Origin of the sequence: Lentzea sp. NEAU-D7 (assembly GCF_026242055.1) — a bacterium.
Classification (GTDB): domain Bacteria; phylum Actinomycetota; class Actinomycetes; order Mycobacteriales; family Pseudonocardiaceae; genus Lentzea.
In genome coordinates this window covers 100,112-123,937 of record NZ_JAPJDL010000023.1, presented here as the reverse complement: position 1 = coordinate 123,937, position 23,826 = coordinate 100,112, and the positions used below count along the sequence as shown (strand labels likewise).

The 23,826-nt window shown below is 70.2% G+C and carries 20 protein-coding genes and 1 pseudogene; 12 read left to right on the top strand and 9 right to left on the bottom strand.

Going from position 1 to position 23,826, the window contains the following annotated elements:
- Positions 1-99: 99 nt before the first annotated feature.
- On the bottom strand, positions 100-1,473 hold the full coding sequence (locus ORI60_RS35655) for an MBL fold metallo-hydrolase RNA specificity domain-containing protein (RefSeq protein WP_266042413.1): 1,374 nt from the start codon (positions 1,471-1,473) through the stop codon (positions 100-102).
- A gap of 151 nt (positions 1,474-1,624) precedes the next feature.
- On the opposite strand from ORI60_RS35655, the gene ORI60_RS35650 reads away from it, so the two are divergent.
- The 3 genes from ORI60_RS35650 to ORI60_RS35640 are packed head-to-tail and all read left to right on the top strand — an operon-like array spanning position 1,625 to position 4,052.
- Positions 1,625-2,317: a universal stress protein gene (locus tag ORI60_RS35650; protein WP_266042412.1), complete on the top strand. Its 693-nt coding sequence runs from the start codon at positions 1,625-1,627 to the stop codon at positions 2,315-2,317.
- Positions 2,318-2,374: 57 nt separating this feature from the next.
- On the top strand, positions 2,375-3,262 hold the full coding sequence (locus ORI60_RS35645; RefSeq protein WP_266042411.1) for an ABC transporter ATP-binding protein: 888 nt from the start codon (positions 2,375-2,377) through the stop codon (positions 3,260-3,262).
- On the top strand, positions 3,252-4,052 hold the full coding sequence (locus ORI60_RS35640) for an ABC transporter permease subunit (protein ID WP_266042410.1): 801 nt from the start codon (positions 3,252-3,254) through the stop codon (positions 4,050-4,052). The genes ORI60_RS35645 and ORI60_RS35640 overlap by 11 nt, the downstream gene beginning before the upstream one ends.
- Here the strand turns inward: ORI60_RS35640 and ORI60_RS35635 are convergent.
- Positions 4,042-5,160, bottom strand: coding sequence for a lycopene cyclase family protein (locus ORI60_RS35635; RefSeq protein WP_266042409.1), 1,119 nt, complete (start codon positions 5,158-5,160; stop codon positions 4,042-4,044). The genes ORI60_RS35640 and ORI60_RS35635 overlap by 11 nt on opposite strands.
- Positions 5,161-5,327: 167 nt before the next feature.
- Here ORI60_RS35635 and ORI60_RS35630 point away from each other — a divergent pair, with 167 nt between their 5' ends.
- Both ORI60_RS35630 and ORI60_RS35625 read left to right on the top strand, forming a co-directional pair.
- Positions 5,328-5,951: an SRPBCC family protein gene (locus tag ORI60_RS35630; protein ID WP_266042408.1), complete on the top strand. Its 624-nt coding sequence runs from the start codon at positions 5,328-5,330 to the stop codon at positions 5,949-5,951.
- Positions 5,948-7,213, top strand: a complete 1,266-nt coding sequence (locus ORI60_RS35625; RefSeq protein ID WP_266042407.1) for a wax ester/triacylglycerol synthase domain-containing protein — start codon at positions 5,948-5,950, stop codon at positions 7,211-7,213. The genes ORI60_RS35630 and ORI60_RS35625 overlap by 4 nt, the downstream gene beginning before the upstream one ends.
- Here ORI60_RS35625 and ORI60_RS35620 read toward each other — a convergent pair.
- Both ORI60_RS35620 and ORI60_RS35615 read right to left on the bottom strand, forming a co-directional pair.
- On the bottom strand, positions 7,197-7,859 hold the full coding sequence (locus ORI60_RS35620) for a response regulator transcription factor (RefSeq protein WP_266042406.1): 663 nt from the start codon (positions 7,857-7,859) through the stop codon (positions 7,197-7,199). The genes ORI60_RS35625 and ORI60_RS35620 overlap by 17 nt on opposite strands.
- Entirely contained in the window at positions 7,856-8,962 is a 1,107-nt protein-coding gene (locus ORI60_RS35615; protein ID WP_266042405.1) for a sensor histidine kinase, read from the bottom strand. Before ORI60_RS35615 ends, ORI60_RS35620 begins: the two co-directional genes overlap by 4 nt.
- A 212-nt stretch (positions 8,963-9,174) precedes the next feature.
- On the opposite strand from ORI60_RS35615, the gene ORI60_RS35610 reads away from it, so the two are divergent.
- Positions 9,175-10,611, top strand: a complete 1,437-nt coding sequence (locus ORI60_RS35610) for an alpha/beta hydrolase family protein (protein ID WP_266042404.1) — start codon at positions 9,175-9,177, stop codon at positions 10,609-10,611.
- Between the two features lie 142 nt (positions 10,612-10,753).
- On the opposite strand, the pseudogene ORI60_RS44800 reads toward ORI60_RS35610, so the two are convergent.
- From ORI60_RS44800 to ORI60_RS35600, 3 genes and pseudogenes are all read right to left on the bottom strand, one after another.
- Positions 10,754-10,849: pseudogene (locus tag ORI60_RS44800) on the bottom strand (hypothetical protein); the annotation flags it as partial.
- Positions 10,821-11,195, bottom strand: a complete 375-nt coding sequence (locus tag ORI60_RS35605; protein WP_266042403.1) for a hypothetical protein — start codon at positions 11,193-11,195, stop codon at positions 10,821-10,823. The gene ORI60_RS35605 and the pseudogene ORI60_RS44800, both read right to left, overlap by 29 nt.
- Positions 11,196-11,269: 74 nt before the next feature.
- Complete coding sequence (locus tag ORI60_RS35600) at positions 11,270-11,773, bottom strand: hypothetical protein (protein WP_266042402.1); 504 nt, start codon at positions 11,771-11,773, stop codon at positions 11,270-11,272.
- A 135-nt stretch (positions 11,774-11,908) separates the two neighbouring features.
- Here ORI60_RS35600 and ORI60_RS35595 point away from each other — a divergent pair, with 135 nt between their 5' ends.
- The 4 genes from ORI60_RS35595 (at position 11,909) to ORI60_RS35580 (ending at position 15,426) form a co-directional block, all read left to right on the top strand.
- Positions 11,909-12,424 (top strand): VanZ family protein, encoded by a 516-nt coding sequence (locus tag ORI60_RS35595; RefSeq protein ID WP_266042401.1) that lies wholly within the window; start codon positions 11,909-11,911, stop codon positions 12,422-12,424.
- 165 nt (positions 12,425-12,589) lie between these two features.
- A complete protein-coding gene (locus ORI60_RS35590) occupies positions 12,590-12,922 on the top strand; it encodes a zf-TFIIB domain-containing protein (protein WP_416234543.1) in 333 nt (110 codons plus the stop codon).
- Positions 12,923-13,239: 317 nt separating this feature from the next.
- Complete coding sequence (locus tag ORI60_RS35585; protein WP_266042400.1) at positions 13,240-14,775, top strand: MFS transporter; 1,536 nt, start codon at positions 13,240-13,242, stop codon at positions 14,773-14,775.
- Positions 14,776-14,817: 42 nt separating this feature from the next.
- On the top strand, positions 14,818-15,426 hold the full coding sequence (locus ORI60_RS35580; protein WP_266042399.1) for a TetR/AcrR family transcriptional regulator: 609 nt from the start codon (positions 14,818-14,820) through the stop codon (positions 15,424-15,426).
- Between the two features lie 122 nt (positions 15,427-15,548).
- Here the strand turns inward: ORI60_RS35580 and ORI60_RS35575 are convergent, their stop codons facing one another.
- Both ORI60_RS35575 and ORI60_RS35570 read right to left on the bottom strand, forming a co-directional pair.
- Positions 15,549-18,122 carry a BTAD domain-containing putative transcriptional regulator gene (locus ORI60_RS35575; protein ID WP_266042398.1) on the bottom strand — a complete coding sequence of 858 codons (2,574 nt, stop codon included), beginning with the start codon at positions 18,120-18,122 and terminating at the stop codon, positions 15,549-15,551.
- Between the two features lie 28 nt (positions 18,123-18,150).
- A complete protein-coding gene (locus ORI60_RS35570; RefSeq protein WP_266042397.1) occupies positions 18,151-18,363 on the bottom strand; it encodes a hypothetical protein in 213 nt (70 codons plus the stop codon).
- 757 nt (positions 18,364-19,120) lie between these two features.
- Here ORI60_RS35570 and ORI60_RS35565 point away from each other — a divergent pair.
- Both ORI60_RS35565 and ORI60_RS35560 read left to right on the top strand, forming a co-directional pair.
- The gene (locus tag ORI60_RS35565; protein ID WP_266042396.1) at positions 19,121-22,024 is read left to right on the top strand and encodes an AfsR/SARP family transcriptional regulator; all 2,904 of its coding nucleotides are present in this window, start codon (positions 19,121-19,123) and stop codon (positions 22,022-22,024) included.
- 145 nt (positions 22,025-22,169) lie between these two features.
- Complete coding sequence (locus ORI60_RS35560; protein ID WP_266042395.1) at positions 22,170-23,582, top strand: class I adenylate-forming enzyme family protein; 1,413 nt, start codon at positions 22,170-22,172, stop codon at positions 23,580-23,582.
- Positions 23,583-23,826 lie beyond the last annotated feature (244 nt).

The following is a 23,826-nucleotide window of genomic DNA, read 5'->3' as shown; positions in this document are numbered from 1 at the left end:
CCGCAGGTGAGTGGCCGGGGTCCCCCGGAGTCCGGGACCTTCGTCCTCGCCCGGCTCGGTGGGACGCCGGAGCCGCGGGCCGGATTCAGCTCTGAGCTGTCACACCAGCACCCGTTCACCGTCACGGGGGACCACGGCGGTCCAGCCGTGCTCGGTCTCCAGGCGTTCGGCCAGCGTCTGCGCCCCCTCCGGTTCGCCGTGCACCACGTACGCGGTGCCCGGGGCAGGCCCGCCGGTCGCCCACGCCAGCAGCTCGTCCGCGTCGGCGTGGGCGCTGAACGCGTCCAGCACCTGCACCTCGGCCTTCACCGGCACGTACCGGCCGTGGATCTTGATCTCGCGGGCGCCGCCGACCAGCTGCCGTGCCCGTGTGCCGGCGGCCGCGTAGCCGACGACGACAACCGTGTGCCGGTTGTCGGGCAGCATCGACTTCAGGTGGTGCAGCACCCGCCCACCGGTGGCCATGCCGGAGGCCGAGATGATGATCGACGGCGTCTTCGGGTCGTTGGCCTGCATGGACTGGGTCGCGGTGTGCAGCTCGGCGAGCCGGCCGGGGTCGAAGGCGTCCTCGCCGTGCATCAGTTCGGGACGGATCTCCGGCCAGCTCTTCGCCACCGCCTGCCGGTAGACCCGCAACGACGCGAGCGCCATCGGGCTGTCGACGAACACCGGCAGGTCCGGAATCTCACCCGCGCGCACCAGATTGGCCAGTTCGACGAGGATCACCTCGGTCCGGTCCACGGCGAACGCGGGGATCAGCACGCTGCCACCGCGTGCGGCCGTGCGGCGGATGGTGCTCGCGAACAGAGCGGTCGCCGCGGCGTCGTCGTGCCTGCGGTCGCCGTAGGTCGACTCGACCAGCAGCGCGTCGCACGCCGGCCTCGGTTGCGGCGGCCGCAGCACCCGGTGTCCCGGCCTGCCCAGGTCACCGCTGACGACCACACTGCGATCGCCCAGGGTCAGGTGAGCCCACGCCGATCCGAGGATGTGCCCCGCGCGGCCGAACTCGAGGTCGACGCCGTCCGCGACGGCGCGAACCACTTCGAAGTCCATCGGCCGGAACAACCGGGTGGCGCGGTCGGCGTCCTCCGCGTCGTACAGCGGCAGCGCGGGCCGGTGCTTGGACCAGCCGGCCTCGTTGGCCTGGCGGGCCTCCTCCACCATCAGGTGCGCGCTGTCGGCCAGCACGATCGCCGCCAGGTCGGCGGTGCCCTCGGTGGTGAACACGGGTCCGCGCCACCCGTGCCGCACCAGTACCGGCAGGTAGCCGCAGTGGTCGAGGTGCGCGTGGGTCAGCACGACCGCGTCCAGCCGGTCCAGGTCGAGCGGCGGCTGCTTCCAGTTCCGCCGGCGCAGCGGCGCGAGGCCCTGGAACAGGCCGCAGTCCACCAGCACCTGGGAGTCACCGGTGTCGAACAGGTACTTGCTGCCGGTGACCGTGCCCGCGCCACCGAGGAACGTCAGCGTGCTCATCCTCAGCCTCCTCGTGCTCGCCGACCACGGTCCTTCCTTCCCGGATCTGCCTCCAGCGGCACGCGCCCCTGCCGCGGCGGGACCTTCGTCCCGGTGCCGCGGCCTGCTTTGCGCTCTGTGCCCGGCGGCGGCGCCGGGCGACCGTGGAGACATGGAACCTGTCGTGGTGATCGCGGACGGCTCCCCGTGGGACGAGGAAGCCGCGCGCTGGGCCCGTGCCCACGCGGAGCTGGTCGGCGCCGAGGTGGAGGCCCATCGGCCGCTGGACCACTTCCAGGCCCAGCTCGTGGTCCTGGGCTACCAGCACCGCGGCGGCTCGCCGCTCGGGCTGGGCAGGCACGTGCTTCCGGTGGTGTGCGCGACCTGTTGCGACACCGTGGTCGTCCGCGGTACGACCGCCGCACTGCGCGGCGAGCACCACCGCGTCACCGCGCTCGTCAGCGGCGGTCCGGACGACGACCTCGTGCTCGCGGCCGCCGCCGGCTTCACGTTGCGGCGCGGCGCCGTGCTGCGGGTGCTCCACGCCGCACCGCTGCCCGTCCTGCGCGACGACCTCGACGAGGACCACAGCCGGGTCCTCGACCGCGCGACCGCGTCACTCGGCGGGTTCCCGCACACCGCTGTGCTCGTGCGCCGCCAACCGCACGAGGCCATCAGTCGCTGCACCGACACCGACCTGCTCGTCGTCGGACCTGGTGAGACCCGTGCCTGCGGGTCGGTGACCAGGGCAGCGCTCCACCACGCCCCGTGCCCCGTTCTCGTGGTGCACCGACCCGTACAGGAGGAACGCCGTGGCGCCCCTTCCGTCCCCGCTCCTCGCCGGCCGGTTCACACCTCGGTGTGAGCCCGGCCGTACCGGCCACGTGGTCGTGGAGGCCGATGCCGAAACCGGAGGTCCGCGATGAACGTCATCAGCACCCGTCAGCTCACCAAGCGCTACGGCGACACCACGGCCCTGCACGACCTGGACCTGGAAGTGCGTCAGGGCGAGGTCTACGGGCTGCTCGGACCCAACGGCGCCGGCAAGACCACCACCTTGCGCCTGCTCATCGACGTCATCAGGCCGACGCGCGGCAGCATCACGCTGTTCGGCGAGCCGATGTCGCCCCGGCTGCGCGGCCGAATCGGCTACCTGCCGGGAGAACTGGTCCTCTACGACCGCCTCACCGGCGCCGACTACCTCCGCTTCTGCGGCGCCCTGCGCGACCACACCGACCTCGGCGAGGCCACGACCCTCGCCAAGCGCCTCGACCTGGACCTGGACCGCCGCACGGACGAGCTCTCCAAGGGCAACCGGCAGAAGCTCGGCCTCGTGCAGGCGTTCGCGCACCGCCCCGATCTGGTGATCCTCGACGAACCCGCCTCCGGCCTCGACCCGCTCGCACAACGGGAGTTCCACGCCTACCTGCGCGAGTACGTCGACGGCGGCGGAACGGCGTTGTTCTCCTCGCACGTCCTGTCCGAAGTGGAGCACGTGGCCGACCGGGTCGGCATCCTGCTCGCGGGCAGCCTCGTCGTCGAGGACACCGTCGCGTCGCTGAAGGCGAACGCGCTGCGCGAGCTGACGTTCACGTTCGCCGAGGAGGTCGCGGCGGCGACGTTCAGCGGTATCGCGGGTGTGAAGGCGGTGCAGGCCACCGGCAACGAGGTGCTCTGCCGCGTCACCGGCGCCGTCGGCGAGCTCGTGCGCACCGCCGCCCGGTTCCCGCTGCTCAACGTGACGAGCCACGAGCCCGATCTCGAGGAGATCTTCGTGCACTACACCGAGGAGCGCGGCGATGACGACTGAGCTGATGACCAAGTCCCTGCGGGACAACCGGGCCGGCATCATCGGATGGGGTGTCGCTCTCGTGGCCAGCGTGCTGCTGCAGCTCGCGGTCTACCCCGCCGTCCGCGACGCGGCGGGCGACTTCGAGAAGCTGCTCGACTCCTACCCGGAGGCGTTCAAGGCGCTGTTCAACGTCCAGCAGTCCCTCGCCAGCGGCGTCGGGTACCTGCAGGGCGAGGTGTTCGGTTTCCTCGCACCGCTGGTGCTCCTCGGCATCGCCATCGGGCAGGCGGCCAGGGCCACCGCGGCCGAGGAGCAGTCCCGCACGATGGACCTCCTGCTGGCGAATCCGATCTCCCGCACCCGCCTCGTGCTGGACAAGGCCGCGGCCGTGCTCGCGGCGGTCGCGATCGTCACCGCCGCGTTCGCCGTCGTGCTCGTGGCGGGCAGCGCGGCCGCCGGCCTGGGCGTGCCGTGGCAGGACCTGCTGGCCGCCGCGCTGGCGAGCGCGGTGGTGGCGTTGCCGTTCGGTGCCACCGCCCTGCTCGTCGGTGCGCTGAGCGGACGGCGTGGCCTGGCGATCGGCGTGTCCGTGGGCCTGGCACTGTTCAGCTATCTCCTGGACGCCCTGTCCGCGCTCGCCGAGGGGCTGCGGCCGTGGCGGGTGCTGTCGCCGTTCCACCACGCCGGTGTGAACGAGGCGCTGACGGGCGATCCGGACTGGCTGGGACTCGCCGGGCTGGTGGTGCTCACCGGCCTGCTGGTCGCAGGTGCCGCGGCGGCGTTCGAACGCCGGGAGATCAGGAGCTGACCAGCCGGTGCCGTGCGGCGGCCAGGTAGGTCGCCGCCGGCATCCCGGCGAACAGCCGCCACTCCTGCGGTGGCGTCGTGGCCTCGTCGAGGAACCGCAGGGCCGGTTCCGCGGTGCGGTAGCGGAACAACGCGCCGAACGCGCGCTCCAGCTGGGCGGGTTCACGGTTCACGACGTCCAGCAGCACGCCGTCGAACAACCGGAACCTCGACGACTCCGCCGGCCGCTCGAACGGGTGCCCGTTGCGGTGCAACGACTCCGCGATGGCGGCGCTGTCCCGCTGGACGCGCTGGTAGGCGAAGCCGGTGGACGCCTTGAGCAGCCCTCCCCTGGCACCGATCGCGAGCACGGTGCCGTTCCTGCGCTCGGCCTGCCCGGCGCGCAGCGGCAGCACCGCGTGCTCCTCGCGTTCGATCTCGTACCGGCCGGCACCCACGACCTCGGTGAGGTACTCGGCGAGCGCTTCTCGTTGCGCCGCTTGATCCGTCGTCGCGTCCGGTGCCATGAACGACGTGTGCTCCACGAGTGCGTGATGAGCGTCGTCCGGCAGCACGTAGACGAATCCGGCCCCGCCGGCCTGCGGCGTCCGGAAGTCGAACAGCGTCGGGATCTCCGAGTCGAACGCGGCCCGTTCGGCCCGCACACGCCATCCCCGGAAGGACAGCAGCGCGTCCACGGGCGGCTCCTCCGCCGGTCCGATCACGCTGTCGAAGACCCACCGGGCCCGCAGGTGCCGTCCGTCCACCACCACGCCGTCGTCCGCGATCCGCTCCACGTGACCTTCGAGGAAGCTGAAGTGCCGCAACGGGTCGGTGAACCTCCGCACCACGGAGGCCAGGTCTCCTCCACGCACCACCCGGTACCGGTAGCGACCGAGCCGCAGCACCTTCGTGGTGCCGTTCACGTGCACGCGAACCTGGTCGAACCACCGGCAGGCCGCCGCGTCCAGCAGGCCCGGCCGGTCGCTCCACGACGCCCACGCCTTGGAGCTCAACGGATCACGTCCGTCGTCGACCACGACCACGGGATGCCGGTGGTCCATCACCGCGAGGTGCGCCGCGAGACTCAGCCCGCTGAGGCCACCTCCTGCGATCACGATGCGTGTCATACCCCCACTCTGTGCGGGAACGTCCTCGTCCACCACGGCAAGGAGCACTCTCGCGCTGAGGACCTTGGTCCCGCGCCGCAGGTTCCCGCACCACCGGGCGGACTGCCCCGCCAGGTCGGGTCCTAGGGCTCTGAACGCACGGCACAGGCCGAAGCACCGTAGAAGCCATGAAGACGGCCAAGATCGCGGGACTGGTAGTGGGCGCCGCCGCCGCGGCGGCGGCGTCGTATCCGCTGTTGTGGCGCGAGTGGTGCCGGACGTGGGGTGCGACCGACGACGAGGCCCGAGCCGCGTTGCCCGGTGACGACCTGCTGCGCGAACCGGACCTGCTGACCACCCGCGCGATCACCGTCGCGGCGTCTCCCCACCGGATCTGGCCGTGGCTGGTGCAGATGGGCAGCGGGCGCGGCGGTGCCTACACCTACGACTGGATCGAGAACCTGTTCGGCCTCGACATGCACAGCGCCGACGAGATCCTCCCCCAGTTCCAGGACCTGCACGCCGGTGACGTCCTGCCGGTCGGGGAGGGCGGCCCCAAGATGCTGGTGGAAGTCCTCGAGCCCGATCACGCACTCGTGCTGCGTTCCGACGACGGCCGGTGGGTCTGGGCGTTCGTGCTGCGCGAGATCCCCGGCGGGACCAGGCTGATCAGCCGCAACCGCATCGCCGTCCCCGACGCGTCGCTGCTCGTCCGGGGTTTCAACCAGCTCGTGATGGAGCCCGGAAGCCTGGTGATGGAACAGAAGATGTTGCGCGGCATCAGACAGCGGGCCGAACGGCATGTCCGATGATCGATCGGACGAGTCCCGAAGACCTGGTGTCGCTGGCCTCGGACATGCAGGTCGGCGCGATCGTCGTGCTGGAGCGGGATCCCGGTGACGTCGAGGCCCTGCTCGCGGACCGCGTCCGGGCGGTTCCGCGGCTCCGCCGGCGCCTCGTCCGGGCACCGTTCGGATGTGGCCGCCCCGTCTGGGTCGACGACGCCGGGTTCGACATCGCCCGGCACGTGCACCGCACGGTGTGCCCGGCTCCTGGCGACGAGGCGGCGCTGCTGGACATCGCCTCCTCGCTGGTGATCCGCCCGTTGCCGCGTTCGTCACCGCTCTGGTCGGCGACGCTGGTCACCGGGCTGGCGGAGGACGAGGCGGCGCTGGTCCTGGTCTTCCACCACGTGTTGTCCGACGGCATCGGTGGCCTCGCCGTGCTGGCGAGCCTGGTCGACGGGGCACCTCGTCCCGAGGCCGTGCCGTTTCCCATTGCCGCGCCTTCCTTCCGTGAACTCGCGAAGGACGCCTGGGCGTCCCGGCTGACGCCGCCTGGGCGCAACCCGTTCGCGGGCGTGCAGCGGCCGTCACCCGGTCCGCGCTGTTCCCTGAACCAGCCGACGGGCCCGCGACGGCAGCAGACCATCGCCCGGACCAGCGTGTCCCGGCTCCACGCAGCCGCACACCGCTGCGGCGGCACGGTCAACGACGCCCTGCTCACCGCCGTCACGGGTGCACTGGGCTCGGTGCTGGCAAGCCGCGACGACCACGTCGACGAGCTGGTCGTGTCGATTCCCGTGTCGACGCGCCGATCGACCACCGCCGCCCACCTCGGCAACAGCACCGGCGTCATGCCCGTCGCCCTGCCGATCGGCGGCGACCGCTGGTCGCGTCTGACGCGGATCGCCGCCACCACCCGCTCGCACAAGAAGGCCGTCGCGTCGGCCGCGCCGTTCTTCCGGACGTTGGAGCTGCTCGGAATCGCCGGCTGGTTCATGGACCACCAACGGTTGGTGAACACCGTCGTGACCAATGTGCACGGTCCTGATCAGCCCCTGCAGCTGGGTGGTGCACCGGTGGTCGGCCTAATACCGTTGTCGGCCACCACCGGCAACGTGACGGTGGCGTTCGCTGCTTTGTCCTACCTCGACGCGTTCACCGTCACCGTGGTCGCCGATCCCGATCACGTGCCCGACCTCCTCGCGCTCACCGAGGCGCTGCAGGCCGAACTCGACCTGCTCGGTGCCGGCACCGGAGCCCCGACCCGCGGCGTCACGCCGGGTGGATGAGGCGGCTCTCGTAGGCGAAGACCACGGCCTGGATCCGGTCGCGGAGCTCGAGCTTGTGCAGGACTCGGCCCAGGTGCGACTTCACGGTCGCCTCCGCGAGGTGCAGGCTGGCGGCGATCTCGGCGTTGGACAGTCCGGATCCCACCTGGACGAGCACCTCGCGCTCACGGGCGCTGAGCCTGCTCAGCCGTTCGTCGCGGGCGGTGGCGGCGGCGTCGGGAATGTGCGGGCGGAACTTCTCCAGCAGGCGGCGGGTGACGCGCGGCGAGACCACCGCGTCGCCCGCGGCCACGGTGCGGATCGCCGTGAGCAGTTCCTCGGGCCTGGTGTTCTTCAACAGGAAACCCGAGGCCCCGGCCTTGAGCCCGGCGAAGGCGTACTCGTCGAGGTCGAAGGTGGTGAGGATCAGCACCCTGGTCCCCGGGCACGTCCGCGCGATCTGCCGGGTCGCCTCGATCCCGTCGACTCCCGGCATGCGGACGTCCATGAGGACGACGTCGGGGCGCAGGTCGGCGGCGAGGCGGACGGCGGTGGCCCCGTCCTCGGCCTCGCCGACCGGTTCGAGGTCCGGCTGGGCCTCCAGGATCATGCTGAACGCCATGCGCAGCAACACCTCGTCGTCGGCGATCAGGACGCGGACCGTCATGCGGACACCGCTGTGCCGCCGAAGTCGAGGCGGGTGTGCACTCCCCAGCCACCGCCGGGACGCGGTCCGGCCAGCAACGTCCCCCCGTAGCCGGCCGCACGCTCGCGCATGCCGGTGATGCCGTGGCCGGACCGCGTGGCGGGGGACGTCGGCGGGCCGGTGTCCGTGACGTCGACCGTGACGGTCTCGGCCGTGCACTCGACCCTGACCTTCGCGCGGGTGCCGGTGGGCGTGTGCTTGAGGGTGTTGGTCAAGGCTTCCTGCACCAGGCGGTAGACGGTCAGCTGCGCGGTCGCGGGTACGTGCGTGTGGTCGCCGTCGATGGCCAGGCCGGTCGGGAGTCCGGCGGCGCACATCTGGCCCGCGAGGGCCTCCAGTTGCGCGATGCCGGGCAACGGGTGGAGCGCCGCGTCCGGTTCGTCGGTGCGCAGGACACCGAGCGAGCGCCGCATGTCGGTCAGCGCCTGCCTGCCCGTCTCGGAGACCTGGAGCATCGCCTCGGTGGCCTTGTCGGGCGAGCGGTGCTGCGCGTAGACGGCCGCGTCGGTGAGCGCGACCATGACGGACAGGTTGTGGGTGACGATGTCGTGCATCTCCCTGGTGATCCTGGCTCTCTCCTCGGCGACGGCCCGTTCCCGCACGGCTCCCAGGTAGGCACGTGTGGACCGGTCGTTCACGCCGAGGACGGCCGCGGCGACGACCGTCGCGCTGAGCGCGGCGAACGGGGTCACGAACGCGCCGTCCGTCGCCCAGCGCAGGCAGGCGAGAACGGCCCCGATCTCCACGACGGTGACGGCGACGAGTGTCACGCGCCTGCTCGACTTCGCGGCCACCGCGTAGAGGGCCACCAGCAGTGCGATGTCCGCGGGCAACTGGACGTCCACCAGCCATTGGACGAAGGCCGCGGTCGCCACCGCGCCGAACACCACGAGCGGAGCCCTGCGCCGCCACACCAGGGGCAGCGCGAGCGCGGCGGTGAGCGCGGCGGCCGCCGGCAACTCCGCCGGCGCAGACGTGGTCAGGACGTGCAGCAGCAGAAGCGCGGGCAGCAGCCAGTCCCACACCGCCGGCGGCAGCCGGGACGCCCAGCGCCGCTCGGTCATCACACGGCGATGGTAGGCCGATGCCCCCGCCTCACACATGAGCCCGCCGTCTGATCGCGGCGAGCCGGATTGCGACCACGGTAGGAGTCCACCTACCTCCTGCAGTCGTAGTCCGGCCGCTGATCCAGGCGCTCGATTGCCACCGGGGACGGCACTGAGATCGCGCCTGGGGAGCGATGTGGCCGCGTGGGCCCGGCGCCGACCATGACCGGGTGAACGAGATCATCACGGGACTGAACCTGTCCCCGCTGGAAATCCTGACTTTCCTAGGTGCCGTCGCGCTGGTGGTGGTGCGCTGGTTACCAGCCGCCGCCCGTCCACGCGTCACCATCGCGGCGGGGACGGTGTTCCTGCTGTCCGCGATCGCGCTCTGCGCGACAGGGCTCCGCTGGCAACTGCTGCCGGTGCTGGCGGGCGCGATCGTCGCGGCGCCGTTCGCCCTCTCCCCGCTGGTGCGAGGCCGTGCCCGGCGGGCCCGCTGGTGGCTGGCGTTGCCGGGTTCGATGGCCTGCGCCTGCCTGATCACCGCGGGCCCCGTGACGGCGTGGGCCTTTCCCGTCCCCGACTTCCCGGAACCCTCCGGCGGCTTCGCGGTCGGCACGCGCGTGCTGCAGTGGACCGACCCTGACCGCCCCGAGACCTTCACCGCCGATCCGCAGGACCGGCGCACGGTCGTGACCCAGCTCTGGTACCCCGCGCGGAACAGCCCGGCGGACACACGCCGTGCCCAGTACCTCGGACGCACCGAGGACGAGGCGCGCACCGTCTCCGAAGCACTCGCCCGAGGAGTCGGCCTGCCGGGTTTCCTCTTCGACGGCCTTCCGCACGCCCGCACCCGCGCCGTTCCCGATGCCCCGGTGGCCGGCGAGGGAGGACGGTTCCCGATCGTGCTGTTCTCGCCGGGGTCCGGCGGTGTCCGCACCCAGAACACCGCGTGGGCGGAGCAGATCGCCAGTCACGGCTACGTCGTCGCCGCGCTCGACCACCCGTACGACTCCGCCGCCGTCGTGCTCGCCGACGGCCGGACGATCACCACCGCGACCGTCTCCACCGGCGACCGGGACGAGGACGACAGGCTGGCCGAGGACTGGACGGCGATCCGGGCCGCCGACCTCGGCTTCGCGCTGACCCGGCTGGAGGGCCTCGACCGAGGCGACGGCGCCGACCCGCTGGCCGGGCGCCTGGACACCGGCCGGGTCGCCGCGACCGGTCACTCCATGGGCGGTGCCGCCGCACTGCAGGCGGCCAGGCAGGACCACCGGGTCGACGCCGTCATCGACCTGGACGGCTACCCCCGCGGTCCCCTGACGCCCGACCTCCGCCAGCCGGCGCTCGCGCTCACCCAGGCCATCACCCCGGACACCGATCCGCGCTACCTGCCGCAGCTCACCGAGGTGCTCACGCGCGGCACGGCGACGAACTACCGGCTCACGATCCCCGGCGCCGCGCACCTCACGTTCATGGACGGCCCCCTGTACCTGCCGCCGGTGCCCGCGCTGGTCGGCTCGCTGGGTCGCGACGAGAGCCAACGCGTCGTGGCCGCGGCCACCCTTGCGTTCCTGGATTCCTTTCTGCGCAACGGATCAAGCGACTTGGCAGGCGCTTTGTCGACTCACGGTGAGCTCAGTGTGTTCGACCAGGGCAGCTGAGCGCGGATCAGGCGAGCCCGAGTGCGGGGAACTCCACCGCCACAGCCGGTGCGCCTGCCAGTTCGCGCCAGGCGCGGTAGGTGAGTTCATCCGGGCTGATGACTCCGTACGCCTCGTGCAACGCAGCAGTGCAGCGCCGTGCCAGCCGCATGAGCTCGGCGGTGACCACGGGGCGTCGCAGCGAGGAGGTCCAGTTGGGTTGTGCGACGTCAGGTGGGGCCCAGTCGAACCTGCGCAGCTGGAACTCGTCGGCGTCCGGAACGACGTCCGTGGCCGGCGCTGACCTCGGTGGTGAACCGGAGCTGCGGGTCGTCGAACGCGATCACCTTCGCCGGCGGGCTGCGGTGGTCGGCCCGCTTGAAGCCCTCGGCGGCCGCCTTCGGGTCGCGTGCGGTCACGACGTAGCCGCCTGGTTCGCTGGAGCTGACCTCGACGGGCATGCCGCGGTAGGTGCCGGGACGGGAGAGGTCGTAGCAGTCCAGCACGTCGTCGTGCGCGAGTCGCCTCACGAAGGTGCGGCGCCCCGTCCTGGTGAACGACTCGTCGACCGGGTCGTTCGAGGAGATCCACCACTTGCCGGGCATGTGCTGCAGTCTGTACGCAACGTCGCGATACCTGACGAATCGGCCGGGCACGGTGAGGTGGTCGCTGTCCTGGTTCACCGGTGTCCGGCCTTCCGGTCGAGCTCGATGTCCTGAAGGGGACGCAGATGTGCGCGAATCCGGTCGAACTCGGCCGCCATCTCCGGGGACGCGAGGAAGTCGTCCAGGTCCGCTGACACCTCGTGGTCCACCGCCTCCAGCGAGCGGATCGCCAGCTGCACGACGAGCTCGGGGTCGCGGTCGGTGAGGAAGCCCGCCCAGTGCTCCAGGACTTCCAGCGCCCGCAGCACCTGCGGGTCCATGTCCCCGTCCGACAGCGTTCCCCCGTCGATCGTGTCGAGCCACGCGCGCAGCCGGTCCGGCGCACTGCCCGCCGGGTCGGTCCGCGCCCGCGCGAACGCCTGCCGGGCGTCGTCGTCGAACTCCGCCTCCGCCGCGTCCGCGAGGTCGTCGTCCGCGGTCAGCCTGACCACCGTGGCCGCGCCGAACCGGTGCCGGCTCTCGTCGTCGGCTGCCGTGACCAGGTCGCGGACGGCCTGCTCGACCTCGTCGTAGCGCACGGCGGTATTCAACCAGGACGGCCAGACGCGCGTTGGCGACGATCCCGCGGAGTCGTGGCCAGATCCGCGTTCCTGCCGCGTTCAGTAGGCTCGCCACTTCGAATTCCGTTGTGGGGCGGGGGAATCTGAGCTGTGGTGGATCAGGTGTGGTGGGCGCTGGACGCCGTCGTCTTCGTGTTGTCGGATCCGCTGACCTCGGGCGGGCTGGTCGTCGGAGCGGTGGTGCTGGGCGCGGGCGCGTGGTTCGCGGCGCGGAGGTTCGGGTGGCGGCCGGTCCACTCCGTGTTCGCGGGGATCTTCCTCGGTCTTGTGCTCGCCCTGACGTTCTCGCGGTCCCAGCCGAGCTGGGCGTTGGTCGGCACCCAGTTCTGCCTCCTCAACGGCTTCTCGCTGCACGGGGTGTCGGAGCTGTTCAACGCGCTGCTGTTCGTGCCGCTGGTGTGGTGCGCGGTGCTGGCGACGCGGCGGCCGCTCGCGGTGCTGGTCTCGGCGGTGGCGATGAGCGCGGTGATCGAGGTCCTGCAGCCGCTCGTCGGGCGCGGTCTGTGCGAGACGCAGGACTTGTTCAACAACAGCACCGGAGCCGTGGTGGCGGCTGCTCTCGCGGCCGGATACGTGGCGTTGCGCGACCGCATCGCGGTACACCGATAATCGGGATCCCCGTTCAGCCGAAGTCATGCGCACCTGAACCCGTCAAGTGACATCGAATGGGCGCGCAATTACCGGGCAGTTACCGCCACAGGTGGGCGAGTGGGTCGGCCGTGGGATGAATCGCCCTATCCTGGCTTTATGATCTGCCCAAAATGCCAACGCGCCATGCACACCTTCGACCGGAACGGGGTTCACCTCGAGCAGTGTGAGAACTGCCGGGGCATCTACCTCGACAACGGCGAGTTGGAGCAGATTCTGCAGTCCTACCGAGCCCATCTGCTGTCCACCGAGTTCCGCCAGACCTCCTCTCCCCTGTCGACGCCCCCGCCCTACCAGCCTGCGCCGATGTCGGCACCGCACCACCCGGCACCGCCGTCCCACAAGAAGAAGGACGACTTCTGGGGCGACGATGACGACTTCTTCGGTGAGAGCAGGGACTCCCACGGGAAGAAGAAGAAAAAGGACAAATGGGGGTTCCTCGATGACATCTTCGGCTGAGGCCTGACGGCCCGGGAGAAGCAACGCAGGATTCTGGCGGCGAGCGTCCGCATTGCCTGGACCAGGCGGTGCACGGCGCTCGCCGGCTGTTCAGCCTGCCTTCGGCAGGAGCAATGCAGAAGCGCCGCAAAGCTCAGGTGCACGCACATGTGGCTCATGCACCAGGAAACACCAGCGAATCCTCGGCGCGACCGCGTGCCTTGGACCGAGACAACTCCGGAGTTGCAGATGTGTCGAGCCGAGCGACGCAGAGGACCGCGCGGGCAGCACGCGTGTGTCCGAGTTCCTTGCTGCCGCCGCACAGCGACGGTCGTCGCATGACCAGCCGGGCGGCGGGCTACGCGACGATATTCGTGTCGTGCCTCGCGCAGCTGATCGTCACGGTGGACATGACCGTGCTGTACCTGGCGGTGCCCGAGCTGACCGTCGAGCTCGGCGCTTCCAGCGTGTCGATGCTGTGGATCGTGGACATCTACGGGTTCACGATGGCAGGCCTCCTGGTCACCATGGGCAACCTGGGCGACCGCGTGGGACGGCGGAGGATGCTCGTGTGCGGCGTCGTCGCGTTCGCGGTGGCCTCCGTGCTGACGGCGTACGCGCCGACCGCCGAACTGCTGATCATCGCGCGGGCTTTGCTGGGCGTGGCGGGAGCGGCGATCCTGCCCACCACGACGTCCTTGCTGCGAGTCGTCTTCACAACGCAAAAGGCTCGCACGGCCGCCGTGGGCGCCAGCGCGGGCGTGTCCGCGGCGGGCTTCGCGGTCGGACCGATCCTCGGCGGAGTCCTGCTGAACCAGTTCTGGTGGGGCTCGGTGTTCCTGGTGAACGTCCCGATCGCGCTGCTGATCCTGGTCGCGGCCAAGTTCATCCCGGAGTCGCGCGCGCCGCACCGGCTGCGGCTGGACCTGGCCAGCGTGCTGCTGTCCGTCGTCGGCGTGGTCGCGGTGGTCTACACGATCAAGTCCGTCCTGCACGTGGGTCTCGGGCAGCCGACGGTGCTGGGCGCGCTGGTCCTGGGGGTCTTCGCGCTGGGGCTGTTCGCGCGGCGCCAGCTGCGGCTGCCGGTTCCGCTGATCGACCTGCGGCTGTTCCGCAGCCGGGAGTTCACGTCGTCCGTGGGATCGAACCTGATCGCGGTGTTCACCTTGTCGGCGTTCGGTTTCATCGTCAGCCAGTACTTCCAGCTGGTCCTCGAATGGGCACCGCTGAAGGCGGGACTCGCCTACGTGCCGGGAGCTCTGGCCGCCGTGGTGGCGGGCGGCGTCCTCGCCGCGCCGGCCATCGGCAGACTCGGCCGCGGGTACGCGGTGGCGCTGGGACTGCTTCTCATCGCGATCGGTTTCGGCATGCTCGCCACCGTCCAGATGGACTCGCCGTACGGCTTGGTCGTCGTCGCGCAGATCGCGGTCGGTGCGGGCGCGGGTCTCACCCTGACGGTCACCGGTGACACGATCCTCGGCACCGTTCCCCGGGATCGCGCCGGCGCGGCCGCCGCCATCTCGGTGACCGCGTACGAGTTGGGTGGTGCGCTCGGCATCGCGATCGTCGGAAGTGTCATCTCCGGGATCTACCGAGCGCAGCTCGTCCTGCCCCAGGGCGTTCCGCAGGCGACCGTCGAGCGGGTCCAGGAGTCGTTCAGCGCGGCCGTCGTCTCCGGCCTGCCGGAACCGGCCGCCACAGCCGTCCAGACGGCCGCGACCGAGGCGTACCTCGGCGGCATCCGCACGAGCATGATGTTCTGCGCCGCCATCACGGTCCTCCTCGCCGTCGTCGTCGCGAGGTTCCTGCGCGGAGTTCCCAAGGTCATCGAAGAGGAACCGGCGCGCGAGCAGGACTCCGCACTCGGCACCTGAGCAGCTCTTCGTTTCACCACAGCATTGAGCACAAAGGAAAACATGCCGAAAATCGTGATCGCAGGAGAGCGGCGGAAGGAGGTCGGCGACGCCGTCGTTCGGATCATGGTCCGAGCGGGTGTCGACGGCGCCTCCCTGCGCAACCTCGCGGACGAGACCGGACTCTCCATCGGAGCCATCCGGCACTACTTCGAGAGTCACGACGAGCTGGTGGTCTTCGCGATGCGCGAACTCGGCCGGCGCATCAGGCGCCGGGTGGCCTCCCGCTTCGACCGGCTGCCCGCCGACGGTCTCAGCAGCGCTGTCCCGGTCGCGGAACTGCTGGCCGGGCTTCTCCCCCTCGGCCGGACACGCGAAGAGGACATGGCCGTCTGGCTGGACTTCGTCGGTGCCTCGCGGACGAAGCCCACGCTGCACGTGGTCGCGGCCGAGCACCACGAGCGCACGCGCCGCCTGATCACCAGGATCCTCGAGCAGGCCATCGCCTGCGGCGGACTGCCCGCGGAGCTGGATCTCGGCATCGAGTGCCTCCGGTTGAGCGCACTGCTGGACGGGCTCACCATGCAGGCGGTCCTGCACCCGCAGCACATCACGCCGGACCTCCTGGTGGACGTTCTACGACGGAACGTGCACTCGCTGACCAACGCGTGAACGGACGAGGACCAGGACCGCCGGCATCCCGGCGGTCCTGGTCCTCGTCGTCAGTGGAGATAGAGCTGAACGCCGGGCCGCGGTGGGGTGGGACGCGGCCCGGCGTTCAGCGTGTCGCCGGGTCATCCAGCCCGGCGGTCGGTGAGGTCGAGCGCCATCCGGTCGAGCCAGGCCCGCGCCCGCTCGTGCTTCGACGCCCGCTCGGCACGAGGGATCTGCTCGGCGACGACGTCGCGCACGAGCAGGTGCCGGAACCCGTACTCGATCTCCCCGGTCTCGCTGTTGCGGCCCTGACGGCGCAGGAAGTCCCGCTGCTCCAGCAACTCCAGCGCCTTGGCGACCTCGAGGGCGTCGCGTTGACCCGTCGCGGCGACCGAACTGGGCGACACGAGGTCACCGGTGAGCGCGGCGTCCTGCAGGACCGCCTTCACCTCGATCGGCAGCGAGTCGAGCTGAGCGGTCAGCACCCCGCGCACCGAGGACGGCACCGGCAGCGAGATGTCGTGCTGCAGCAACGGCGTGCGCGGATCCGCCACCATGCCGGCGTACTCGGTGGCGAACAGCGGGTTGCCGCTGGCACACGACACGAGCGTCTGCCACAGTTCCGACGGCAACTCCCGTGCCTGCAGCAGCGAGTTCAGCAGCTGACGGGTTCCGTTGTGGGACAGCGGTTCCAGGCTGATCGTGGTCGCGTTGCGCTTGCCGCCGAACCACGAGGGCCTGCGCTGCAGCAGCTCCGGTCGCGCGGTCGCGATCACCAGCAACGGCACGGAACCGGCGTTCTCACCCAGTTCCTCCACGAAGTCGAGCACCACGTCGTTCGCCCAGTGCACGTCTTCCAGCAGCACGATCAGCGGCTCGGACTCCGCGACCTCCTCCAGGAACCGCCGCCACACCGGGAAGTCCGGCCGCACCTCGGCTGCGGGCTCGGCCAGGCAGGCCAGGCCGGCGTGCAGCCGGTCGGCGAGCTCACCGACACCCACGAGCTTCACGAGGTCGGCGCGCAGGGTCGCGAAGGAGGAGAACCCGCTCACGACCTCGGCCAGCGGCCCGTAGCCGTGGTCGTCGCCGAAAGCCGTCGCGGTGCCGCGCAAGGCGGTCGTGCGGGAAGACGTGAGCTCGTTGACGAGCCGCGTCTTGCCCATGCCCGCCTCGCCGAGAATGGTCACGAAGTGCGGGCGGCGACGCGTGCGCACCTCGTCGAGGAGCCCTTGCAGCACCAGCAGCTCGCGCTCGCGCTCCACGAACGGCACGGCGGCCTGCGCGCGGCGGTTCGCGCCGCGCGGTGACACGCACGAGATCGCCTGCCAGCCTCCGGCCGGGGCGCTCTCGGCCTCCCAGATCACGGAGTCGGCGGCATCACGGGTCGAGGCGCACGCGCGCACCGTGCCCGATGGCGCCGATGCCATCAGCCGGCGGCACTGGTCGAGCAGGACACCACTGGCGGTGGGGAGGCCCGACGAGGGCAGGCGCACGAGAGCGTTGCCGGTCGCCACGCCGATCTGCACCTCGGCGACGGCGTCCAGCCGGTCGCGGATGGCGACGGAGGCGCGCACGGCGCGATCGGCGTCGTCCTCGGCGGTCCTGGGCGCACCGAACAGGGCCAGGAACACGGATCCGACGCTTCCGCCGACCACACCACCCAGCCGGGACACTTCGGCGGAGACGACGGAAGCGACTTCCTGGTGCACCGCGTCGACGTCCTCCGGGTCACCGTCACCGGCCGCGAGACCGAGCTGGGCGGACACCATCACGACGCTCACGAGCTTCCGCTCCGCGGTCGCGAGGTCCGGCGCGTCCACCACGGCCGCCGGAGCGACGGGCTCCACGGCGGGCCGCGTGACCACGACGGGCGTCCGCGCGGGAGCGGGGTCCTGGCCGACGGCGAGCAGATGCCTGCGCTGCACCGACGACGGAAGGTCCAGCGTGGGCGTGTGGTCGAGGATGGCGCGTTCGAGCTCCTGCAGTTCACGTCCCGGTTCGAGACCGAGTTCCGCCACCAGCGCCGCCCTCGTGCGGCGGTAGACGCTCAGCGCGTCCACCTGCCGGCCGCACCGGTACAGCGCGAGCATGAGCTGGCCGCCCAGGCGTTCGCGGTACGGCTCCAGCTCGATCAACGACTCGAGCTCGCCGATGATCTCCCCGTGCCTGCCGCAGGCGAGCTCCGCCTCGAAGCAGTCCTCCTGCACCGCCAGCTTCCAGTCCTTGATGGCGGTCAGCTCCGGCCAGTTGATCCCGGTCTCGGCGAGGTCCGCGAGCACCGGTCCGCGCCACAGGCCCAGCGCGCCGCGGAGCACCTTCGCGGCCGCGGGCCAGTTGCCCGCGGCGAGTTCGGCCCGTCCCTGTTCGGCCAGCTGCTGGAAGCGCGACAGGTCGAGGGAGTTCGGGTCCACGCGCAGCAGGTAGCCCGGCGCGTGGGTCAGCAGCATCGGGCCCCCTTCGGGGTTGCCGCCCGGCGAGGCGAGAACGCCTCGCAGCCCTGAGACGGCGTTCTGGAGCATCTTGCGCGCCGTGGGCGGGACGTCCCTCGGCCACAACGCGTGGAGCAACTTGCTCGTCGCCACCACCCGGTTGGCCTGCAACAGCAGGAACCCCAGAGCCGCGCGCTGCTTGACGCCGCCCAGAGGCACGGGTAATTCGCCGTCGAGGACTTCCAGTGAGCCCAGCAGGTGGAATCGCAAGGTTCTGACCTCCATCGGTGTTCGTCCGGTCACGGAGGACAGGTCAGCCCCAGGGGGTGTCGCCGCCCCGCGACGCGTCTCCGTTGAGCGGGAGGTCGGACGCCGTGATGGACCGTCCCCACGGGGTGTCGGTGCATGTGACCGAACCCCAGGGGGTGTCGCCGTCGGCCTGCGCGGTGCCGGCGAGGAAGGTCATCGTCAGCACCGCCGGGACAGCGGCGAGAACCAGGGCGGCTGCGGTCGCCTTGCGGAACATGTGGGTCTCCTTGGCTTGATCGGATCGCGGTCCGAGTCGTGATTCAGCACCTCCGTGCGGTGCCATGGTGCGAAGTTAGAAGTGCCGCCCATCGTCGGTCTATCGCGCGCACCATCGCGTATCAATTGGCCGTGATGGCAGCGGTCAGCGCGCCGATGGGACATCCACATAACTGACTCGCCAGTCAACGCTCTGCTGATACCCGGTCGTTCACCACAACCCCGAGAATGCGTCGCGACGCATGCGACACCGGAAAGGCTCGGCGATGTGAACGAACAGCCTGTGCCGCGCGATCCAGCAGCGATGGGACGTTCAGAGCAGGTGGTGACACGTCGCACAATTACCACGAGGACGGCCTGTCCAGTGGCGAGTTCGACATCGTGCGCGCGAGTTAATATGCGGTGACATCTTGGCCATGATCACGCCCAAGTGAGATACGCGCGAAGGCCGGTCGCATTGCCGCGCAGCGCGTATTGATACACAAGAAGATCTTGACAGCTTTCACTTCCAGCGTTAACTTCGGACAGGTCACGCGCTGTATGCGAGGATCACTCACATCGGGTTCAACTCCTTGGATGACCCCCCGCAGAACCACTGGCACACCATCGGCTGTCTTGATCAGAAAAAGGCACAGCGACCGGCACATCACAAATAAAGGCACGAGGGGTCGCCGATCATGAGCCTCGCCCCTGACGAGGAATTGATTTTCAAGCTACTGGGAACGATCGAGATAGTCGGGCCAAAAGAGCAGATATCGATGCCGCCGCGACGTCAGAGGACCGTCCTGAGCGCATTGCTGCTCGAAGCAAACCGCGTCGTGGGCATGGACCAGCTGATCGACGCCGTCTGGGAGCACACCCCGCCGTCGACCGCGCGAGCGCAGATCCAGATCTGCGTGTCCACGCTCCGGCGGGAGTTCAAAAGAGCCGGTGTCGACGCCCAGATCGAGACCCGTCAACCGGGCTACCTGCTGCGAGTCGCCGCGGACAAGATCGACGTCGTCCTGTTCGAGCGCCGCGTCGCCCTCTCCGACCTCGCCGTCCGCCAGGGCCGCCCGGAAGAGGCCGCGACGGTTCTCCGCTCGGCCCTGGCCCTGTGGCGCGGACCGGCGCTCAGCGGGGCCGGTGCCACGTTGCAGCACAAAGCACTCCGACTCGACGAGAAACGCCTGTCGGCGCTGGAGAACTGCGTCGAAATAGAATTGTCGCTCGGCCGCCACCACGCTCTCATCGACGAATTGCAGAGCATGGTGAACGAAAACCCGCTGAGAGAGCGCCCGCGAGGCCACCTGATGCTCGCCCTCTACCGCTCCGGCCGGCAGTCCGAAGCTCTCGACGTCTACCGCGCGGGCCGCGACCTGTTCATCGAGCGCCTCGGTCTCGAACCGAGCGACCACCTGCGCAAGCTCGAGACGGCGATCCTCACCGACGACCGGGGGCTGCAGCTCGACCAGGAGGAACCGGCTCCGGTCACCGCGCACAACGTCGTGTCACCGCACCAGCTCCCGGCCACCACCTCGGACTTCATCGGCCGCCAGGACGTGGTGGCGCGTGCTGAGAGCGTTCTCTCGGGCGACAACACGACGATGCACGTGGTGAACATCTCAGGCAAGGCGGGCATCGGTAAGAGCGCTCTCGCGGTCCACGTTGCCCATCGCGTCGCCACCGAGACCTACCCGGACGGCCAGCTGTACTGCGACCTGCGCGGTACCCAGGCACAACCGGCCACACCGGCCGAGGTCCTCGGCCGTTTCCTCTCCGCACTGGGTGCCGCGGGCTCGACGTTGCCCGACGGCGTCGACGAACGGGCGGACATGTACCGCAGCATGCTCGCCAAGCGGCGCGTGCTGGTCGTCCTGGACGACGCCGGCAGCGAATCCCAGGTGCACCAACTGCTTCCGGGCTCGCCGACGTGCGGTGTCATCGTCACGAGCCGGGCTCGTCTGACAGGTCTCGCCGGATCTCATTTGGTCGACGTCGACTGCATGAACTCCGACGACGCGCGGGAACTGCTGGGGCGCATCATCGGCAGCCAGCGGCTGGAGAGCGAACCGGCCGCCGTGACGGCGTTGATCGACGTCGTGGGAGGGCTCCCACTGGCGCTGCGCATCATCGGCGCGCGCCTCGCCGCCCGTCCGCACTGGTCGCTCGCCTCGATGGTCGGTCGTCTCTCCGACGAGCGCCATCGCCTCGACGAGCTCGTGCACGGCGACATGGTCGTGCGCGCCAGCCTGTCGCTCACCTACGACGGCCTCGAACCCGACGCCCGCCGCGTGATGCGGCTGATGTCGTTGCTCGAAGCGGAAAGCCTCCCCGTCTGGACGGCCACGGCCCTCACCGGCGACCCCCACCACGGGTTCGACCTCGTGGAGCGCCTCGTCGACGCACAGCTGCTGGACGTGGTGGGCAACGACGTCACGGGCCTGCCGCGGTACCGCTTCCACGACCTGATCCGCCTGTACGCCAAGGAACAGCTCGCCGCGCACGAGGCCACAGCCACGCAGCTGGCGTCCGTGGAGCGGGTCGCCGGAGGCTGGCTCGCGATGGCCGAGCAGGCGCACCGGCGCCTCTACGGCGGCGACTTCACCCTGCTGCACGGCCAAGGGAAGCGCTGGCAGCCACACGGACCGTACGTCGACCAGGTGCTGCAGGATCCGATGGGCTGGCTGGAAAGCGAGCGCGCGAACCTCTGCGCGGCGGTCCTGCAGACCGCGGACGCGGGCCTGGACGAGCTCTGCTGGGACCTGGCGATGACGCTCGTGACGTTGTTCGAGACCCGCAGTTGCTTCGACGACTGGCAGCACACCCACGAACGCGCCCTGGACGCCGTGCGCAAGGCCGGCAACAAGCGCGGCACCGCCGCCCTGCTGTGCTCGCTCGGTTCACTGCACCACGGCCAGCGGCGCATGGACGCCTCCCGCGCCGCGCTGGAGCCCGCGCTGGACCTGTTCACCGAGCTCGACGACGACCACGGGGTGGCGTTGACGCGCCGCAACCTCGGGCTGCTGGAGTACAACGAGGGACGCCCCGAGGTCTCGCGGCAGATCTTCGAGCAGTCGCTGGCCGGCTTCACGCGCGTGGGCGACGTCATCGGGCAGGCCCACGTCGTGTCGCACCTCGCGCAGCTGTCGCTCGACCGCGGCGAGCACGAACTGGCGTTCGGTCAGCTGGGCGACGCCCTGGCCATGTGCCGCGAGGTCTCCAGTCCGCGCGTGGAGGCCCAGGTGCTGTACCGGCTCGGCGGTGCGATGCTCGCGCAGGGGCGCTACGAGCAGGCGCAGCAGCTCATCACGTCGGTGCTCACGATGGTGCAGCGTTCCGGCGACATCGTGGGCGAGAGCTACGCTCTGCACTCGCTCGGCCTGATCCACGGCCGCATGCGCATGTTCGCGGAGGCCGGACGCCTGCTGCGGCGCGCGATCCGGCTGTGCGAGGAGAACCTCGACCGGCTCGGGGCCGCGCGGATCCAGCTCGACCTCGCCCAGCTGGTGTCGCAGCGCGGCGACACGTTCCACGCGATCGCCATCGTGGAGCAGGCGATGATGACGTTCCAGGAGCTGCGGCTCTCGCTGTGGGAGAGCAAGGCTCTGGCCGTGCTGGAGAAGATCACGGCGGAGAACCTGCTGTCGGCCGCGGGCACGTCGAACCGCGGCTCGGTGTAGGTCCGCCGGAGTTCGGTGCACAGTGCCTTTCGGGGCGCAGCAGGGAAAGAACCAATCAGTTCTTCGGTTACCGCGCAGTGGGCGGGAGGTGGGGTTTCGTGCAATAGCCTGATTCGCAATAGTCGTTTGGGAGGAGTTTGACCCTATGTCGGCAAAATTGTTCGCCCCGGACGTCACCCTTACTTTTGACGAGCTCGAACAGCGCGCTCTCAGCGCCGCGGACGTGCTGCGCGGCCGGGGTCTCGGCCTCGGCGACCGCGTCCTGCTGAAGGTCGACAACTCCGTTTCCTATCTCAGCACGCTTTTGGCGTTGATGCACGTGGGCGCATCAGTGGTGCTCGTCGACCACCAGCAGAAGCCCGACGACACAGCGCAGGCCTGCAGCCGTTCCTCGGTGAAAATGGTCATCGTCGACGACGACGCCCCCATTTCGGATCATCAGGAGATCGTCCACTGCTACGAGCTCGCGGTGGGCGCCTGTGGCCGTCAGCCGACCGACGCGGTGCTCGACTTCTCGGCGTGGTGCGCGCTGCCGGACAGCATCATCATGTGGTCCTCCGGCTCGACCGGCGAGCCCAAGGGAGTCGTGAAGAACGGCGCCCGGTTCCTGAAGAACCTGCGGCGCAACGCCGACCTCGTCGGGCACCGCTCCGACGACGTCCTGCTCCCGCTGCTGCCGTTCAACCACCAGTACGGGATCTCGATGATCCTCATCGCGTGGCTCGTGCGGTGCTCACTGGTCATCGCCCCGTACCGCCGGCTCGACCGCGCGCTGCGGCTCGCCGGGATGGTGGGCGCGACCGTGGTCGACGCGACGCCCGCCACCTACAAGAGCATCCTGAACATCGTGGAGAGGCGCCGTGCGTTCGCCGACGCCTTCAGCGACGTGCGCATGCTGTGCAGCGGTGCCGCGCCGCTCGACCCGGCGCTGTCCCGGCAGGCGCTGGAGGTCTACGGCCTGCCGTTGCTGGACTCCTACGGCAGCACCGAGATGGGCAACGTCGCGTTCGCGACACCGGACAACCCGATCGGCACGGGACAGCCGGTCGACGGAATCTCGGTGCGGATCCGCGGAGAGGACGGCGAGGAGCTCCCCGCCGGCGAGATCGGTGAGATCGAGGTGCTCGACCCGGACCTCATGGAGGGGTACCTCGGATCGGAGGGCACGGTGACGCCGGTGGAGCGGGGGTGGTACGCCACCAACGACTTCGGCTACCTCGACACCGACGGGAACCTGTTCATCGCCGGCCGCAAGACGGCCGTGCACCGCAACGGGTACACGCTGCACCCCGAGATCATCGAACACACGCTGGCCGCGCACGGCTGCGTCGCGATGATCGTGGCGCTGCCGTGCGAGCGACGTGGCTCGACCCTCGTGTTCTACGTGGAGGACGAGCAGCAGCGCGACCCGGCCCACTGGCGTGAGCTGATCAACACCGTCCTGCCGAAGTACGAACAGCCGAACCGGGTGAGCGTGCTCGAGCGCTTTCCGCTGAACCGGAACGGAAAGCCGAACCGCAAAGAGCTGGAACAGCTCGCACTGGCGAAGACCTCGTAGCACCGCTGCGGCACCGGCTGGTCAGGGAACTCGGTGAAGACGACCGGGACGGCCTGGCCGGCCTGCCGGATGCGGTGACAGCTCGGTTCAGCCCCGAAGCGGGCCCGATCTCGGTCCGGACCCAACCGGTCGGTCGAGCCGCGCCGGCGAACGCCTTGGTCGCGTGCGCCGCCATTCTGCTCCTGACCTGGCTCGTCGCGGAACGCCCCGCTTGACGACGTGCACGCCGAGCCGGGGGCTCACA

Bases quoted from the DNA above. Each gene is read 5' to 3' on its own strand.
- ORI60_RS35655 (WP_266042413.1), bottom strand. From the start codon at position 1,473: ATGAGCACGCTGACGTTCCTCGGTGGCGCGGGCACGGTCACCGGCAGC.
- ORI60_RS35650 (WP_266042412.1), top strand. From the start codon at position 1,625: ATGGAACCTGTCGTGGTGATCGCGGACGGCTCCCCGTGGGACGAGGAA.
- ORI60_RS35645 (WP_266042411.1), top strand. From the start codon at position 2,375: ATGAACGTCATCAGCACCCGTCAGCTCACCAAGCGCTACGGCGACACC.
- ORI60_RS35640 (WP_266042410.1), top strand. From the start codon at position 3,252: ATGACGACTGAGCTGATGACCAAGTCCCTGCGGGACAACCGGGCCGGC.
- ORI60_RS35635 (WP_266042409.1), bottom strand. From the start codon at position 5,160: ATGACACGCATCGTGATCGCAGGAGGTGGCCTCAGCGGGCTGAGTCTC.
- ORI60_RS35630 (WP_266042408.1), top strand. From the start codon at position 5,328: ATGAAGACGGCCAAGATCGCGGGACTGGTAGTGGGCGCCGCCGCCGCG.
- ORI60_RS35625 (WP_266042407.1), top strand. From the start codon at position 5,948: ATGATCGATCGGACGAGTCCCGAAGACCTGGTGTCGCTGGCCTCGGAC.
- ORI60_RS35620 (WP_266042406.1), bottom strand. From the start codon at position 7,859: ATGACGGTCCGCGTCCTGATCGCCGACGACGAGGTGTTGCTGCGCATG.
- ORI60_RS35615 (WP_266042405.1), bottom strand. From the start codon at position 8,962: ATGACCGAGCGGCGCTGGGCGTCCCGGCTGCCGCCGGCGGTGTGGGAC.
- ORI60_RS35605 (WP_266042403.1), bottom strand. From the start codon at position 11,195: ATGCCCGGCAAGTGGTGGATCTCCTCGAACGACCCGGTCGACGAGTCG.
- ORI60_RS35590 (WP_416234543.1), top strand. From the start codon at position 12,590: ATGCACACCTTCGACCGGAACGGGGTTCACCTCGAGCAGTGTGAGAAC.
- ORI60_RS35585 (WP_266042400.1), top strand. From the start codon at position 13,240: ATGACCAGCCGGGCGGCGGGCTACGCGACGATATTCGTGTCGTGCCTC.
- ORI60_RS35580 (WP_266042399.1), top strand. From the start codon at position 14,818: ATGCCGAAAATCGTGATCGCAGGAGAGCGGCGGAAGGAGGTCGGCGAC.
- ORI60_RS35575 (WP_266042398.1), bottom strand. From the start codon at position 18,122: ATGGAGGTCAGAACCTTGCGATTCCACCTGCTGGGCTCACTGGAAGTC.
- ORI60_RS35570 (WP_266042397.1), bottom strand. From the start codon at position 18,363: ATGTTCCGCAAGGCGACCGCAGCCGCCCTGGTTCTCGCCGCTGTCCCG.
- ORI60_RS35565 (WP_266042396.1), top strand. From the start codon at position 19,121: ATGCCGCCGCGACGTCAGAGGACCGTCCTGAGCGCATTGCTGCTCGAA.
- ORI60_RS35560 (WP_266042395.1), top strand. From the start codon at position 22,170: ATGTCGGCAAAATTGTTCGCCCCGGACGTCACCCTTACTTTTGACGAG.